The sequence below is a fragment of the Rhodococcus sp. MS13 genome, assembly GCF_013277835.1.
In the GTDB taxonomy this organism is placed as follows: Bacteria; Actinomycetota; Actinomycetes; order Mycobacteriales; family Mycobacteriaceae; genus Rhodococcus_F; species Rhodococcus_F erythropolis.
The window spans coordinates 261,935-278,227 of sequence record NZ_VBTL01000004.1 but is presented as its reverse complement, the minus strand read 5'-3'; the positions used below and the strand labels follow the sequence as shown (position 1 = coordinate 278,227).

Here is a 16,293-nt window from a genome sequence, read left to right as displayed (position 1 = left end):
GGCCTTTTTCGTGTCGCGTTCAGCTCGAGTGTCTTGTACGTTCACCATTCATTCGTTGCGAGCGGTCAGACTGCCTCAGTGAGATCGAGTCCGGAAAGAACGCTGCCCACATCAGGCAAGCCAGGTCTGTGGGGCAGACCATGGCGTGATTACGCGCTCTTTGCGCTCTTGGTAGGTCCCAATCTCGCGTTGCTGATCTTGTTCACCTATCGCCCGCTGGTGGACAACATCCGACTTTCGTTCTTCGACTGGAACATTGCGGACCCGAAGGCGACGTTCATCGGGCTGAGCAACTACCGCGAGTGGTTCGGACGAAGCGACACCTGGCAGATCGTCACCAACACAGTGGTATTCACATTGGTCACAGTGGTGGGTTCGATGGTCATCGGTCTGGCGTTGGCCATGCTGCTCGATCGCAAGCTCGTCGGGCGAAACCTGGTCCGGTCGGCGATCTTCGCGCCGTTCGTGATCTCCGGTGCAGCGATCGGTGTCGCGTTTCAGTTCGTCTTCGACCCCAACTTCGGTCTGATCCAGGATCTCCTGCACCGCGTCGGACTCCAATCGCCCGACTTCTATCAGGACCCCCACTGGGCGCTGTTCATGGTGACGGTGACTTACATGTGGAAGAACCTCGGCTACACGTTTGTCATCTACCTCGCTGCGTTGCAAGGAGTTCGGCAAGAATTGAACGAAGCAGCCGAAATCGACGGCGCCAAGCCGTGGACCAAGTTCCGCCGGGTTCTCCTACCTCAGTTGCGCCCGACGACGTTCTTCCTCTCCATCACCGTCATGCTCAACTCGCTCCAGGTCTTCGACATCATCAACGTCATGACCCGTGGTGGCCCGCTGGGTACAGGGACGACGACGATGGTCTACCAGGTGTACAACGAGACATTCCGAAACTTCCGGGCGGGCTACGGCGCGACGGTTGCCACCATCATGTTCTTGATCCTGCTGATCATCACCGTCTACCAGGTTCGTGCCATGGATCGGGGAGAAGAGAAATGACAGCGGTAGAGGAAAAGAAAAGCGCTGCTCCGACTTCCGTCGTCCGGCCCGGGCCGGATCGCAAGAACGTGGACCGGCGTGAGGTCGGTGTGAAGATCCTCGGCTACGCGGCAATGGTGATCGCCTTGGTCATCATCGTCCTGCCGCTCTACTGGATCGTGATGACCTCGTTCAAGGAGCGTCCGGAGATCTACACGCAGCCGGCAACGTGGTGGCCGTCGTCGCTGCATCCCGAAAACTATTCCGAAGCAACGACATCGGTTCCGTTCTGGATGTTTCTGCGGAACTCGATAGTGATCACGACGATACTGTCCGCGGCGAAGTTCGTTCTGGGGACTCTCAGTGCCTATGGGCTGGTGTTCCTGCGCTTCCCGGGGAAGAACTTCGTCTTTCTCGGAATCATCGCCGCATTGATGGTTCCGAACCAGATCACCGTGATCTCGAACTACGCGCTCGTGGCAGAGTGGGGCTGGCGTAACACGTTCCAGGGCATCATAGTCCCGCTTGCGGGTGTAGCCTTCGGTACGTTCCTGATGCGCAACCATTTTCTCTCGATACCTTCGGAGATCATCGAGGCAGCGCGGATGGACGGCGCCGGCCACTGGCGGCTTCTCTGGCGCGTGGTGCTCCCCGTTTCCGGGCCCACGATGGTGGCGTTCGGCATCATCACGGTGGTCAACGAATGGAACGAGTACCTGTGGCCGTTCCTCATGTCCGACGATTCCTCGGTGGCGCCGCTGCCGATCGGATTGACCCAACTGCAGAACAACGACGGACTCACCAACTGGGGTCCCGTCATGGCAGGAACGGTACTGACGATGCTACCGATCCTGGTGATTTTCCTTCTGCTGCAACGACACATGATCAAAGGCCTCACCTCCGGTGCGGTCAAGGGCTGACAGCTTTTCCGTCACATTTCTTTCTCGAGGAGCAGTAATGGCAAACATGAACAGGCGCGGATTTCTGAGCCTCGGCGGTGCAATCGCCGCCGGCGCAGCACTGACCGCATGCGCGGGATCCGGTGGTTCCAGCGCTGATGCTGCGGGAACATCCGGTGCGTCGGGTGATTCCAACACCATCACCTTCTGGTCGAACCACCCGGGTAAGTCCACCGATGTGGAGAAGGAACTGATCAACCGCTTCCAGACCAAGTACCCGGAGTTGAAGGTCAACTTGGTGGACGGCGGCAAGAACTACGAAGAGGTGGCGCAGAAGTTCAACGCTGCCCTCTCCGGCGGAGATGTTCCCGATGTGGTTGTGCTGTCGGATGTCTGGTGGTTCAACTACGCACTTGCCGGGGCAATCGAGCCGCTCGACGGACTCTTCTCCGAGGTGGGCGTCGACTCGGCCGACTACGTCGATTCGTTGCTCGCCGACTACCTGTTCCAGGGCAAGCACTATGCGCTTCCCTACGCGAGGTCGACGCCGTTGTTCTACTACAACAAGGCGGTCTGGTCGCAGGCCGGACTTCCCGACCGTGGGCCTGCAACGTGGCAGGAGTTCGACGAGTGGGGACCTGAGCTGCAGAAGGTCGTGGGCAACGGCAAGTTGGCACACGGGTGGGGCAACGCGAAGGATTACCTCGGCTGGACCTACGAAGGCCCCATCTGGACCTTCGGCGGATCGTACTCCGACCAGTGGAATCTGCAGCTCGACAACGAGAAGACCATTGCCGCAGGGCAGTTCCTCTCCAGCATGATTCACGACAAGAAGTACGCCGCGGTCTCCACTGACATCGCAAACGAATTCGGTACGGGCATCCTGGCGTCGACCATCGCGTCGACGGGTGACCTGTCCGGCATCAAGAAGACTGCGAACTTCGACTTCGGCACCGCTTTCCTCCCGGCAGTGGACGGAACTCCCGGTTGCCCCACCGGCGGCGCCGGGCTCGCCATCCCGTCCAAGATCTCCGATCAGCGTAAGAAGAACGCGCTCAAGTTCATCGACTTCATCACCAATGGTGAGAACACGGCGTACTTCTCGCAGAACGTCGGCTACATGCCGGTCCGCAAGTCGGCAACGTCGGAGCCGAGCATGAAGGCATTCCTCGACGCGAATCCGAACTCCCGTACCGCTGTGGATCAGCTTTCGCGTACGCGCTCGCAGGACTACGCACGCGTGTTCGTCCCGGGTGGCGATCAGATCATCGGCACCGGACTCGAGCAGATCGCTCTCCAGAAAGCCGACGTCGCATCGACATTCGCCGGCGTTGCCACCCAGTTGCAGCAGATCATCGACCGGCAGATCACCCCAAAGCTGCCGAAGTAGTAGGAGAGAACACTCATGGCCAACGTGCAATTCGCGGGAGTCACGCACCGCTACGAAGGAACCGATCGACCGGCAGTCGACCGTCTCGACCTCGACATCGCCGACGGTGAGTTCCTGGTACTCGTAGGGCCTTCCGGTTGCGGTAAGTCCACCAGCCTGCGAATGCTCGCCGGTCTCGAATCCGCGTCGGACGGCCGGATCGAGATCGGCGGCACGGACGTCACGCATCTCGCGCCGCGAGCACGTGACGTCGCCATGGTGTTTCAGAGTTACGCGCTGTACCCGAACATGACCGTCGAGCAGAACATGGGTTTTGCGCTCCAGAACGCGGGAGTGGGAAAGTCCGAACGGCGCGAGCGGGTACTCGAGGCAGCACGGATGCTTGAACTCGAACCGCTGCTCGGACGTAAACCGGCCAAGCTGTCCGGTGGGCAACGTCAGCGAGTTGCCATGGGTAGGGCCATCGTTCGCCATCCCAAGGTGTTCTGCATGGATGAGCCGCTCAGCAATCTGGACGCCAAACTACGCGTGAGCACGCGGTCGCAGATCGCTGCCTTACAGCGTCGACTCGGCACCACGACGGTCTACGTCACCCACGATCAGGTCGAGGCGATGACGATGGGGGACCGGGTGGCGGTGATGCTGGACGGTCGTTTGCAGCAGGTGGCGAAGCCGCGGGAACTTTACGACAACCCCGTCAACACCTTTGTGGCCGCCTTCATCGGATCGCCCGGCATGAACCTGATCGAAGCGCCGGTCGAGGGTACCGTCGCAGTGCTCGGTGACCTGCGGATTCCGCTGCCCACCGGGGCGTCCGAGCGGGAGCGGGTCGTCGTGGGAGTGCGTCCCGAGTCGTGGGATCTGGTGGGAGCGTGGCGAAAGGGCTCGCTGGCCGTGGATGCCGACCTGCTTGAAGAGCTGGGCGCCGAATCGTTCGTCTATGCAAAGGGTGCCCCGGATTCGCAGTGGCAGAGCCGATCCGGCCGAATTGTCATTCGCGTCGATCGGAAGATGTCGGTGGCACCGGGGGAGTCGCTTCATCTGCTGCCCAAGGCCGGCGAGGTGTACTTCTTTTCCGCGGAGACCGGGGTACGTCTGTAGCGATACTGTGTGCGGCATGACCGTCGCACGTTCGCTATTGCTGTTCGTACTCGCCGCGCTGCTCGAGATCGGGGGCGCGTGGTTGGTGTGGCAGGGAATTCGCGAGCACAAGGGCTGGATCTGGGTAGGGCTCGGCGTCATCTCGCTCGGTCTCTACGGTCTGGTCGCGACCATGCAACCCGATGCGAACTTCGGGCGCATCCTCGCCGCGTACGGCGGGATCTTCGTAGCGGGTTCACTGCTGTGGGCGGTGGTGATGGACGGATTCCGCCCGGATCGTTTCGACATCGCCGGTGCGCTGATCTGTCTGGTCGGCGTCGGGGTGATCATGTACGCCCGGTAGGGCCTTCGGCCCCGTGCGCGCTCAGGGAGTCCAGGGGGTCCTTAAGCGCGCACAGGGGCTTGCCCTTGCTACCAGATCTTCACACGCTTCTCCGGCTCCAAATACAGTGCGTCACCGGGCTTGACGTCGAACTCCTCGTGGAACGTGTCGAGGTTGCGGACGACGCCGTTGCACCGGAACTCCGGCGGCGAGTGGGGGTCGACGGCCAGACGGCGAAGCGCTTCGGCCTCACGGGCCTTCGTGCGCCATACCTGCGCCCACCCGAAGAACACGCGCTGCAGACCGGTGAGTCCGTCGATGACCGGAGGTTCGGTACCTTCGGTCGCGATCTTGTACGCCGCGATCGCGATCGACAGCCCGCCGAGATCGCCGATGTTCTCGCCGATCGTGAATTCACCGTTGACGTGGTGGCCCGGCAGTTCCTTGGGCTCGAACTCGTTGTACTGCTCGATGAGAGCCTTTGTGCGCTTGCCGAATTCGCTACGATCCTCGTCGGTCCACCAGTCGACCATGTTGCCGTCGCCGTCGTACTTGGCGCCCTGATCGTCGAAGCCGTGCCCGATCTCGTGGCCGATGACGGCGCCGATACCCCCGTAGTTGGCGGCATCGTCGGCTGCGGCGTCGAAGAACGGCGGCTGGAGAATGGCTGCGGGGAACACGATTTCGTTCATGCCCGGGTTGTAGTAGGCGTTGACGGTCTGCGGCGTCATGAACCACTCGTCACGGTCCACGGGGCCACCCAGCTTGGCCAGGTCACGGTCGTACTCGGCGGCGTATCCACGACGGTAGTTGCCCACCAGGTCGGTAGCCGAGATATCGAGACCGGCGTAGTCGCGCCACTTGTCGGGGTAACCGATCTTCGGGGTGAACTTCTCGAGCTTGGCCAATGCGGCCTCACGAGTCTGCGGGCTCATCCACTCGAGGTCGGAGATGTTGCGGCGGTACGCCTCCTGTAGGTTGGCGACCAGTTCCAGCATGCGGGTCTTCGCCTCAGCGGGGAAGTGACGGTCGACGTAGAGCTTGCCGACGGCCTCGCCGAGCAGATCCTGAACCAGGCTGACCCCGCGCTTCCAGCGCTCACGGTTCTCTTCGGTACCCGAGAGCGTGGTGCCGTAGAAAGCGAAGGTCTCGTCGACCAGCGCGGAATGCAGGTAGGGGGAGCGAGCGTGCAGCACCTTCCACGCCGCCCATGCCTTCCAATCGTCGAGTGACTCCGACGCCCAGAGTGCGGTGAAGGTGTGCAGGAAATCGGGCTGACGGACCACGATCTCGGCGAACTTCTCCGAATCGGCGCCGAGACCGGACAGCCATGCCGCCCAGTCCAAACCGGGGTTCTGCTCGGTCAGTTCCTCGAAGCCCACGAGGTTGTAACTCAGATCTGCGTCACGACGCTTGACGACGTCCCAATGCCCGGCCGCGATCTTCTTCTCGAGTTCGAACACACGCTGTGCGTCGTAGCCGACGCCGGCGAGGGCGAACATCTTGTCGATGTGCGCGACGTACTTCTCGCGGATCTCCGCGTAGTTGTCCTCGCGGTAATACGACTCGTCGGGCAGGCTGATTCCCGACTGGCTGAAGTGGATCAGGTACCGCTCCGAATTCTTGGCATCGGTGTCGACGTAATGCGAGATGGCACCGCCGACGCCGACGCGCTGGTGGCGTCCGATCACGGTGGCCAACGACGACCGGTCCGGCGCATCGGCGACGGCGTCGAGCTCGTCGTCGATGGGGCTGAGGCCCGCGGCCTCCACGGCGTCGGCGTCCATGAAGCTCGAGTACAGGTCGCCGATGCGCTGTGCATCGGTACCGGCGGCAGAGTTGGACTCCGCGGCTTCGGTGATGATGGTCTGTACGTCTTCTTCGGCCTTGTCGTAGAGCGTCCGGAAGGCCCCGTCGACTGCGCGGTCTGCCGGAATCTCGTATTCGGCGAGCCATTTTCCGTTGACGTGGACGAACAGATCGTCCTGCGCCCGTGTGTCGCCGTCGAGGTGGGTGAGGTCGATGCCTGAGCGATGAGCCGTGGTCATTTCTCCATCCTTACACGATCATGACGAACTGCTCGGTGTGTGCGTGATCGCTCCACACCCCAGTTCATCTCTTGTGCTGGGCAACGTCGGTACCGCATGGCACGATCGAATACGTGACCAGCAGACCTGCCGCAGATCCGCACCTGCAGGACCTCGCGCGACTACGACGCGTGCGTGACCGTATCGACCGGGAGTACGCGCGGCCTCTGGACGTGGAGGCGCTCGCGCGGGGAGTGAACATGTCTGCGGGGCATCTCAGTCGCCAATTCCGTCAGGCGTACGGCGAACCGCCGTACGCATACCTGATGACCAGGCGAATCGAGCGCGCAATGGCGTTACTGCGCCGCGGGGACCTCAGTGTCACGGACGTCTGCTTCGAAGTCGGCTGCAGCTCTCTCGGCACTTTCAGCAGTAAGTTCACCGAATTGGTAGGGGTCCCGCCCAGCGTCTATCGGCGCGAGGCCGAGCAGTCGACGGCCGGAATGCCGTCCTGCGTGTCCAAACAAGTCACCAGACCGATCAGGAATCGAGAAGCGCAGAACCCACAACCGCAATTAACGTGATCGCCATGGACATCACCATTCACTCGAGTTTCCTTCCGCAGGACGACCCTGACGCCGCCCTGAACTTCTACCGCGACACCCTCGGCTTCGAGGTGCGCAACGACGTCGGCTACGACGGGATGCGTTGGATCACGGTGGGGCCGCCCGGCCAGCCCGGCACCTCCATCGTGTTGCATCCGCCGGCCGTCGATCCCGGAATCACCGACGACGAGCGCCGCACCATCATCGAGATGATGGCCAAGGGCACGTACGGCGGACTTCTTCTGGCCACCAAAGATCTGGACGATACGTTCGAGCGGCTTCAGGCCGGCGACATCGACGTCGTCCAGGAACCGACCGAGCAGCCGTACGGCGTTCGCGATTGCGCCGTCCGCGACCCAGCGGGAAACCTGATCCGTATTCAAGAACTGCGCTGAGACCGTCAACTGCGCTGAGACCGTCAACTGCGCTGAGACCGTCGGCGATCGACTGACAGATGGAGACACGATGACTGCCCTGCACACTGCAGACAGCCACGATTTGATCCGCGTGCAAGGCGCGCGGGTGAACAATCTCGAAGACATCAGCGTCGAGATCCCGAAGCGGAGGCTGACGGTATTCACCGGCGTCTCCGGTTCGGGAAAGAGCTCGCTGGTGTTCAGTACGATCGCCGCGGAATCGCAGCGGATGATCAACGAGACCTACAGCGCTTTCGTTCAAGGATTCATGCCGACGCTCGCGCGGCCGGACGTCGATGTTCTCGACGGCCTGACCACCGCGATCATCGTCGATCAACAGCGGATGGGCGTCGACCCGCGCTCGACAGTCGGAACCGCCACCGACGCCAACGCGATGCTCCGCATCTTGTTCAGCCGTCTCGGAAAGCCTCACATCGGTTCACCTCAGGCGTTTTCGTTCAACGTGGCCTCGATCTCCGGAGCAGGCGCGGTCACGATGGAACGCGGTGGACGTCAGACGAAAGAGCGTCGTAGCTTCAAGATCACCGGCGGCATGTGTCCGCGATGTGAGGGACGAGGGGCGGTCAACGATTTCGATCTGACCGCGTTGTACGACGACACCAAGTCGCTCAACGAGAGTGCGATCACGGTCCCCGGCTACAGCATGGAGGGTTGGTACGGCCGGATCTACCGCGGCTGCGGTTTCTTCGATCCCGACAAGCCGATCAAGAAGTACACCAAGAAGGAACTGAACGATCTGCTCTACAAAGAGCCGACCAAGATCAAGGTCGAAGGCATCAACCTGACGTACACGGGTCTGATTCCGCAGATTCAGAAGTCGTTCCTCGCCAAGGACGTCGACGCGATGCAGCCCCACATCCGGGCATTCGTCGAGCGGGCGATCACGTTCACCACCTGCCCTGAATGTGACGGGACGCGACTGAGCGAGGGCGCGCGGTCGTCGAAGATCAAGGGCGTCAACATCGCCGACGCCTGCTCGATGCAGATCAGCGATCTCGCGGAATGGGTCAGCGGTCTGAAGGAACCAGCGGTCGCGCCTTTGCTCACGACGCTCGGCGAAACGCTCGACTCTTTCGTGGAGATCGGACTCGGCTACCTCAGCCTCGACCGTCCGTCGGGAACGCTGTCCGGTGGTGAAGCTCAGCGCACCAAGATGATTCGGCACCTGGGTTCCTCGCTCACCGACATCACGTATGTATTCGACGAGCCCACTACCGGCCTGCATCCGCACGACATCGCGAGGATGAACGATCTTCTGCTGCGCCTGCGGGACAAGGGCAACACCGTGCTCGTTGTCGAGCACAAGCCGGAGACGATCGTGATCGCCGATCACATCGTCGACCTCGGGCCAGGCGCGGGTAGCGCCGGTGGAAACGTCTGCTTCGAGGGCACAGTCGATGGCTTGCGAGCCAGCGATACGGTCACCGGGCGTCACTTCGACGACCGGGCCGCCCTCAAGGAGACCGTGCGGGAGTCCACCGGAGCAATCGAGATTCGTGGAGCGAACTCACACAACCTCCAAGATGTAGATGTCGACGTACCGCTCGGTGTACTGGTCGTGGTGACTGGTGTGGCCGGATCGGGTAAGAGTTCGCTGATCCACGGCTCGCTCGCGAAACGCGAGGACGTGGTGTCGGTCGATCAGAGTGCGATCCGCGGCTCGCGTCGGAGCAACCCGGCAACGTATACCGGGCTGCTCGACCCGATCCGCAAGGCATTCGCGAAGGCCAACGGCGTGAAGCCGGCGCTCTTCAGTGCCAACTCCGAAGGCGCCTGCCCGACGTGCAACGGCAACGGCGTCATCTACAGCGACCTGGCGATGATGGCCGGCGTTGCCACTCTCTGCGAGGAGTGCGAAGGCAAGCGCTTCCAGGCGGAAGTTCTCGAATACAAATTCGGTGGCAAGGACATCAACGAGGTTCTCACGATGTCGGTGGCCGAGGCCGAGGAGTTCTTCGGCGACGGTGAGGCGAAGACGCTCGCTGCGCACAAGATCCTCGTCCGACTGGTCGACGTGGGGCTCGGGTACCTCACGATCGGCCAGCCGTTGACGACGCTGTCCGGCGGTGAACGACAGCGAATCAAGCTGGCTACGCACCTCGGCGAGAAGGGTGGCGTGTACGTCCTCGACGAGCCGACCACCGGACTGCACCTGGCCGACGTCGAGCAGCTGCTCGGTCTACTCGATCGACTCGTCGATTCCGGTAAGTCCGTCATCGTCATCGAGCACCATCAGGCCGTGATGGCGCACGCCGACTGGATCATCGACCTCGGCCCTGGTGCCGGTCACGACGGCGGTCGGATCGTCTTCGAAGGCACTCCCGAGGAGCTCGTCGCCGACGGCTCCACCCTCACCGGAAAGCACCTCGCGGCATACGTCGGCGGCTGAGTCGGCTCCTACCTCAGGCGTCGATACCCAGGTTGATGACGGCGAGGTAGGAACCGTCCGACTGCTTCTCGACGGTCATGAGGCCGGTGTCGTCGTAGATGCCGTCACTGGCGTTGTTCGTGTTGTTCTCACGACCGGTGTGCTCGCTGTACGGGGACTGCGAGTACACCTCGTCGAGAAGGGTCTCGTCGAAGAAGGTCTGCGACGTGAGGACCGTCTTCTTGTCGATGTGCACCTTGACGTGAATGTGGGTGGTGCGGCCCATGTACCAGCCGGGAAAGATCGTGGTGAACTGCGCGATGCCGTTTGCATCGGTGGTCTGGGCGCCGCGCAGGTAGGTGCCGTCGTCGGTGGTGGTGGCTTCGGTGTCGCCGACGCTGTACGAACCGTCGGAGGTCTCGCCGGAACCGCCCATGCCGCCGCCCATTCCTCCGGGGGCGCCTGACGGAGGTTCGCCCATTCCACCTCCGGGTGCACCTGACGGAGGTTCACCCATCCCGCCGGCCGGGGGAGTTCCGCCACCGCCGCCGCCGTTGGCGCTCAGCGACCCGGATTCGAAGCCGGAGTACACGCCGCCGGCGTCGCAGTGCCAGATCTCGACGACGGCGTTGGAGACCGCGCCGATGCTGCCGTCGACGTTGCACTGGCTGTTGTCCTGCACGCGCATTGCCACCTGCAGTGTGGTGCCCGGACGGTCTTCGCGGATGTCGCCGCGAATGGAGTCGACGTCGAACCAGTAGGGGCCCTGTGTCTCTTCCTTGCTCATGACGCACTGCGGTGCTTTGGCCAGAAGTGCGGTGACGGCATCGCCGGACGTGGCCGCTGCGGAAGCGCCGGAAGTGGTTGTCGTCGATGCAGCCGCGGCCGAAGTCGTCGTGGCGGTGCCACTGTTACCGGAACAGGCTGCGATGAGCCCGCCGAGACTGATGGTTCCGCCGAGAGCGAGGGCCCGTCGACGGCTCACGCGTAGCCTGCTCGCTTCGATGTCTTTGTTCACGCCGCTGTACCTCCATTGTGTGGGCTGTTGTCTCAATGGTGGACGGGCGACCTGGTGCGGAACTGGTTATCCGCTGTGAACTTGCTGGGAGAGCATCTGGATGCTCGAGGTGGCCCGTACGTAGACCTGCCCGCCGGCGTCGACGATGCGAGTTTCGATCAGCGCGAGCCTGCGCCCGGCGCGAATCACGGAGGCTTCGGCGCGCAAGACCGGCCCACCGATGTCGGGTGATCGCAGGAAGTCGATCTTGTGGTCGAGGACGCGATAGTCCTGATCGGCGCTGGTCAGGGTCTGTGCTGCCAGTCCCGTAATGGCGTCGACTGCCGAGATGAGGACACCACCCTGCACGGCGCCCAGCGGGTTGGCCATCCAGGCCACGGGTGAGAACTCACCGACGACGGAACCTGGCGTCACGTCGACGACAGCAAGATCGAGTAGCCCGGCGAGCGGTCCGCGTTCGAGTTTGCCGCCTCGGATACCTTCGACGACGTCGGACCCCGACAACCCACTCAGGTTGCTCGTTTTCTCCGGCGTCGGGACCGGTAGCGGCGCACCGTCCACGTAGTCGTCGATTCCGACGACGGGTGGACGCGAGACCACCATTGCGCGGCCGGCCATCACGGCCAGGAGGGTGCCGTTCTCGTCGCGAAGTTGACCGGACGCGAGCCCGACGCCGTCGTCGAGATGCACGAGCGTGCCGGTGGCGCCGACGTCTGCGAGAGCGGGAATGTCGGCGCCCGCGCTGACCGTGACCTGCGCGAGCACGGATTGATGGCCCGAGGTCAGCCCCGAGTACACCGCGCCGCCCATGGCACCGTCGATCATGACGCCGATGGAACCGAGCACCGTCTTGCCACGGTGATCGTGGAAGCGCGGGCCGACTGCCTGCGCGAAGGCCAAATCGCCCGGCACGACCGATACGGCGCGCACACCCATCAAGGTGTTGAGGGGGTCAAGTTGCGTGACGGGTGCGGCGGAGTTGTCGATGCTCATCCGTCGAGTATCTCCAGCGCACCCAGTCCTGCCGAGACCGGGTCTCAACCACCGATACGTGAATGCATCTCCCAGACGAGGACTTCCGCCCCGGCGTCGGAGGTCAGTTGCTGCCCACCCGAATCGCTCAACCGGACGGCATCACCCTCGTACAGTGTGCCGACGCCCTCCATCTCGGCAGTGCCCTGCGCAACGAAGACGTGCAGGAACGGTGCGCTGGGAAGATTCACGGAGGTGCCGGGCAGAATCCGCGCGACGTGCATGGCGGCGTTCTTGTTGTTGATGCGAATCGCCGAATGATCCTTGTAGCGCTCCATTCCGGAGGCCACCGGGATCAGACCGCCGCGCAGCAGTTCGTCGTCGATCTCGAGTTGTTCGTAGCCGGGGGTCAGTCCACCTTCGTCGGGTACCACCCACATCTGGATGAAATGCACGGGGTCGGAATGCTGTTCGCCGCCAATACGCCACGAATCGTTCTTCTCACTGTGCATGATTCCGGTGCCGGCGCTCATGCGCTGGGCGAGGCCTGGATAGATGACGCCGGTGTGGCCGATGGAATCCTGGTGCACGAGCGAACCGCGAAGCACCCAGGTCACGATTTCCATGTCCTTGTGCGGATGGGTATCGAAACCGGTTCCCGCCAGTACGGTGTCGTCGTTGTTGACGAGCAGCAATCCGTGATGAGTGTTGTCCGGATCGTAATGCTGTCCGAACGAGAACGAATGTTTCGAATCCAGCCAGGAGACGCGGGATTTCAAGCGATCACCGGAGCGGTGCACATCGATGTGCGGTGTCGTCCGTGGGGCCTGTGCTCGACCAGATGCCATGGCTCCTCCTTCTGTGCCACCGGGATCCATCACTACCGGATCCACCACTACCGGCATCCACCCTACGACGAACCTGCTGTGTAGTCCGAACATTGGGCGTACTCGGTGGTGTCGTCAGTTCGTCGACGCGTGCATCTCCCACACGAGTATCTCCGCATCGTCGATTCCCTCGACTCGTTGACCGCCAGTGTCCTTGAGTCGCAACGAATCTCCTGGTCCCAGCAATCCGACTCCCTCGACGTCGACAGTGCCGCTGGCGATGAACCCGTGCACGTACGGCGCATCCGGAAGAGATACCGACCCGCCGGTCTCGAGGCGAGCAACATGTAGTGCCGCATGTTTGTTGTGCAGGCCGATGGCGCTGTGACCGCGATGCGCAGGCATCCCCGATGCCAGGGTGATCAGGCCACCGCCGTCGAGTTCGGAGTTGATGTCGAGTTCCTGATAGCTCGGGGTCACTCCGGATTCGTCCGGCGGTATCCACATCTGAACGACGTGAACGGGTTCGGTGACGCGTGAGCCGTCGGCCCGGAAGCGATCGTTGCGCTCGGAGTGCAGGATTCCGGTACCGGCGCTCATTCTCTGCGCGAGTCCGCGATGGATGACGCCGGAGTGCCCAGCGGAATCCTGGTGAACCAGAGATCCGCTGAGCACCCACGTCACGATCTCGGTATCGCGGTGCTGATGAGTGTCGAAACCGGAGCCGGCTTCGATGATGTCGTCGTTGTTCACCAACAGAAGTCCGTGCGCGTACGCGGCGTGATCGAAGTTTCCGGCGAAGGGGAAACTGTGACGCGCGGTGAGCCAGCCGTAGTTGAGGTGCGCACGTTCGGCTGCTCGTTGGACGACCACCGACGACATGTCAGCTCAGCTTTTCGTGTGCTGCCGGGATGGATCCGAGGCGTCCGGCCTGGAAGTCCTCGAAGGCCTGCATGACCTCGGACTTGGTGTTCATGACGAACGGCCCGGCCATCGCGATGGGCTCACGAATCGGTTTGCCACCGAGGATGAATACCTCGAGGGATTCGGTCCGCGAATCCTGGCGATCGGAAGCGGCGACGGTGATGGAGTCACCGCGTCCGAAGACAGCCGTCTGCCCTACTCGAATGGGTCGACGCTCGGCTCCGACCGTTCCTTCGCCGGCGAGCACGTAGACGATGGCGTTGAACTCGGGGTTCCAGGGCAGAGTCAGGCTCGCACCCGGGGCAATAGTGGTGTGGGAGAGCGCGATGGGTGTGTACGTCGATCCGGGTCCGGCGTGGCCGGCGATGTCTCCGGCGATGACGCGCACCAAGGCTCCGCCGTCCGGCGAGGAAAGCAGGGCCACCTTGTTGCCCGTGATGTCCTGGTACCGCGGAGATGCCATCTTGTTGTCGCGAGGCAGGTTGACCCACAGTTGGACGCCGTGGAACAGGCCGCCGCTGAGGACGAGGTGCTCCGGCGGAGTTTCGATGTGAAGGATGCCGCCACCCGCGGTCATCCACTGGGTGTCGCCGCCGCCGATTACACCGCCGCCACCGTTGGAGTCCTGGTGCTCCATGATGCCGTCGATCATGTAGGTGACGGTTTCGAAGCCGCGGTGCGGGTGCCACGGAGTGCCCTTGGGCTCTCCGGGTGCGTAGTTGACTTCGCCCATCTGGTCCATGTGGATGAACGGGTCGAGGGCGGAGAGGTCGATGCCGGCGAACGCGCGGTGGACGGGAAAGCCTTCACCTTCGTATCCGACCGGTGCGGTGGTGATGCTCTTGACGGGGCGGTCGACTGCTGACTCTGCCGGCTCGTCGAGGCGGGGCAGGGCCAAGATGTTCTCGACTGTCACAGCAGGCATGTCGTACTCCTTGTATCCGTGAAGCTGATGTCAGGTAGTTGATTGTTCAACTATCTCATTCGGAGTCAACAAAGTCGAGCCCCGGGTATTCCCGGGGCTCGACTGGTGTTCGGATCAGCCTGTTGTCTGGATCAGCGCAACATGCTGCCGAGGGTTTTTGCCGCTGCCATGACCTCGGCGCCCAGGGCTGCTTGATCCTCGGAGTCGAACACGGAGATTCCGAGGCTGGAGATGGCGTCGCGGCGTCTGCCGGGGATGACTGCCGAGATTCCCAGGACGGACGGGATGACCTCCCCGACGGTCACTGCGTAACCCCGTGCGCGGGCCGCCGTCACTTCCTCTCGTTCCCCGCTCACCGGTGGGAGTGAGGCAAGAATGGAAAGCCCGGCGGAGCCGCGGTCGATCGGATCAACCTGCCCTGGATGAAACGCGACGTGAACCTTGGCGCTGCGCGGTTCGACCACCATCAGTGCGCGCACTTCGGTGTCGCTCTCGCGGACCACCAGGTGTGCTGTCGCCTCGGTGGCCTCGGCAAGTTCTTGAAGTATCGGGCGGGCCAGGGTTCGTAAATCCTGTTCCACCGGTTCGGCGAGGGTGACCAGTCCGGCGCCGAGAGTGACGCGCTTGAAGGAGTCTTTGCGGCACAGGTGATGAGCCTCGAGCGTGCGGATCAACCGATGTGCGACAGTCCGGTGGACTCCCACTCCGTCGGCAATGTCCGTGACTGACAAACCGTGCGGATAGGACGTCAGGAGTTCCAAGATCTCGAGTCCGTGGTGCAGCGTTTTCGACATGCTCGAGTCCACTTGAACTGCGCTTTTGCGCGGTCGGTGTTCCTCGCTCAGCTCTGACATCAAATCCCTTTCTTGACGTTTGTGAGGTATGCCACCTACGCTTTGAACATATCGCACAGTGTGTGCGATTATCGCACACTTTACGGAGCTGCACAACCTTCGGGTGGATGCAGCGCAGCGTGTTCGGAGAGAACCTTCATGAGCAACTATCGCGTCGTGGCAACGGAGGATGTTGTCGCAATCCAACAGCTGTACGGCCACCAGAGTCATTGCATAGACTCTGGGCGCCAGCAGGATTGGGCGCAGACATTCACGGCCAACGGTGAATTTCATTCACCCAGTTATCCGGAACCCGTGGTCGGTTTCGGCGACCTTGCAGCGTTTGCTGCTCGCTTTTACGCTGCTGCGGAAGCCGTCGACGAGGTGCATCGGCACGTTCTGACCAATCTCGTAGTCGAGGCGGTGGACGAGAGTGCTCTCGCAGTGCGCGGGTACCTGCAGATAGTTGCCACCGCTCGCGGCGGCGAATCGCGACTGGTGCGGATGACGACTGTCGATGACCGCGTGGTTCGGGTCGGTGAGGAATGGAAGATCGCCCGCCGCACCGTCTCCCGAGACGACGCACCTCGAGTGTCCGAACAAGGCTGAAGTACCGAAAAGTTTCTTGCACAACAATATTCAGTAGGAGAAGTACATC

General features: G+C 62.4%; 16 protein-coding genes. 9 read left to right on the top strand and 7 right to left on the bottom strand.

Features of this window, described 5'->3' with window-relative positions:
• Positions 1–33 precede the first annotated feature (33 nt).
• Genes FEZ59_RS09685 through FEZ59_RS09665 form a run of 5 tightly spaced genes read left to right on the top strand, consistent with a single transcriptional unit; the run spans position 34 to position 4,720 of the window.
• A complete protein-coding gene (locus tag FEZ59_RS09685) occupies positions 34–1,008 on the top strand; it encodes a sugar ABC transporter permease (protein ID WP_019745218.1) in 975 nt (324 codons plus the stop codon).
• Complete coding sequence (locus tag FEZ59_RS09680) at positions 1,005–1,907, top strand: carbohydrate ABC transporter permease (protein ID WP_097386916.1); 903 nt, start codon at positions 1,005–1,007, stop codon at positions 1,905–1,907. Before FEZ59_RS09685 ends, FEZ59_RS09680 begins: the two co-directional genes overlap by 4 nt.
• A gap of 37 nt (positions 1,908–1,944) precedes the next feature.
• Positions 1,945–3,276 (top strand): ABC transporter substrate-binding protein, encoded by a 1,332-nt coding sequence (locus FEZ59_RS09675; RefSeq protein ID WP_172932579.1) that lies wholly within the window; start codon positions 1,945–1,947, stop codon positions 3,274–3,276.
• Between the two features lie 15 nt (positions 3,277–3,291).
• Positions 3,292–4,377 (top strand): sn-glycerol-3-phosphate ABC transporter ATP-binding protein UgpC, encoded by a 1,086-nt coding sequence (gene ugpC, locus FEZ59_RS09670; protein WP_019745216.1) that lies wholly within the window; start codon positions 3,292–3,294, stop codon positions 4,375–4,377.
• 16 nt (positions 4,378–4,393) lie between these two features.
• Positions 4,394–4,720 carry a YnfA family protein gene (locus FEZ59_RS09665; protein WP_003940244.1) on the top strand — a complete coding sequence of 109 codons (327 nt, stop codon included), beginning with the start codon at positions 4,394–4,396 and terminating at the stop codon, positions 4,718–4,720.
• Between the two features lie 68 nt (positions 4,721–4,788).
• On the opposite strand, the gene FEZ59_RS09660 is transcribed toward FEZ59_RS09665, so the two are convergent.
• Positions 4,789–6,747, bottom strand: a complete 1,959-nt coding sequence (locus FEZ59_RS09660) for a M13 family metallopeptidase (RefSeq protein ID WP_172932578.1) — start codon at positions 6,745–6,747, stop codon at positions 4,789–4,791.
• A 113-nt stretch (positions 6,748–6,860) separates the two neighbouring features.
• Between FEZ59_RS09660 and FEZ59_RS09655 the strand changes: the two genes are divergently transcribed.
• From FEZ59_RS09655 to FEZ59_RS09645, 3 genes are all read left to right on the top strand, one after another.
• Positions 6,861–7,310, top strand: coding sequence for a helix-turn-helix transcriptional regulator (locus tag FEZ59_RS09655; protein ID WP_019745214.1), 450 nt, complete (start codon positions 6,861–6,863; stop codon positions 7,308–7,310).
• A gap of 5 nt (positions 7,311–7,315) precedes the next feature.
• Positions 7,316–7,726: a VOC family protein gene (locus FEZ59_RS09650; RefSeq protein WP_020909044.1), complete on the top strand. Its 411-nt coding sequence runs from the start codon at positions 7,316–7,318 to the stop codon at positions 7,724–7,726.
• 70 nt (positions 7,727–7,796) lie between these two features.
• Positions 7,797–10,157, top strand: a complete 2,361-nt coding sequence (locus FEZ59_RS09645; protein WP_172932577.1) for an excinuclease ABC subunit UvrA — start codon at positions 7,797–7,799, stop codon at positions 10,155–10,157.
• Between the two features lie 13 nt (positions 10,158–10,170).
• Here the strand turns inward: FEZ59_RS09645 and FEZ59_RS09640 are convergent, their stop codons facing one another.
• From FEZ59_RS09640 to FEZ59_RS09615, 6 genes are all read right to left on the bottom strand, one after another.
• Positions 10,171–11,154: an intradiol ring-cleavage dioxygenase gene (locus tag FEZ59_RS09640; RefSeq protein ID WP_007731412.1), complete on the bottom strand. Its 984-nt coding sequence runs from the start codon at positions 11,152–11,154 to the stop codon at positions 10,171–10,173.
• A gap of 66 nt (positions 11,155–11,220) precedes the next feature.
• Complete coding sequence (locus FEZ59_RS09635; RefSeq protein WP_029256191.1) at positions 11,221–12,147, bottom strand: hotdog fold thioesterase; 927 nt, start codon at positions 12,145–12,147, stop codon at positions 11,221–11,223.
• Between the two features lie 44 nt (positions 12,148–12,191).
• A complete protein-coding gene (locus FEZ59_RS09630) occupies positions 12,192–12,974 on the bottom strand; it encodes a pirin-like bicupin family protein (protein ID WP_020970714.1) in 783 nt (260 codons plus the stop codon).
• Positions 12,975–13,088: 114 nt separating this feature from the next.
• Positions 13,089–13,835, bottom strand: a complete 747-nt coding sequence (locus FEZ59_RS09625) for a pirin-like bicupin family protein (RefSeq protein WP_020970713.1) — start codon at positions 13,833–13,835, stop codon at positions 13,089–13,091.
• 1 nt (position 13,836) lies between these two features.
• Positions 13,837–14,802: a pirin family protein gene (locus FEZ59_RS09620; protein WP_020970712.1), complete on the bottom strand. Its 966-nt coding sequence runs from the start codon at positions 14,800–14,802 to the stop codon at positions 13,837–13,839.
• A 131-nt stretch (positions 14,803–14,933) separates the two neighbouring features.
• A complete protein-coding gene (locus FEZ59_RS09615) occupies positions 14,934–15,656 on the bottom strand; it encodes a helix-turn-helix domain-containing protein (protein ID WP_029256190.1) in 723 nt (240 codons plus the stop codon).
• 138 nt (positions 15,657–15,794) lie between these two features.
• Between FEZ59_RS09615 and FEZ59_RS09610 the strand changes: the two genes are divergently transcribed.
• On the top strand, positions 15,795–16,244 hold the full coding sequence (locus FEZ59_RS09610; RefSeq protein ID WP_021345469.1) for a nuclear transport factor 2 family protein: 450 nt from the start codon (positions 15,795–15,797) through the stop codon (positions 16,242–16,244).
• Positions 16,245–16,293: the final 49 nt, after the last annotated feature.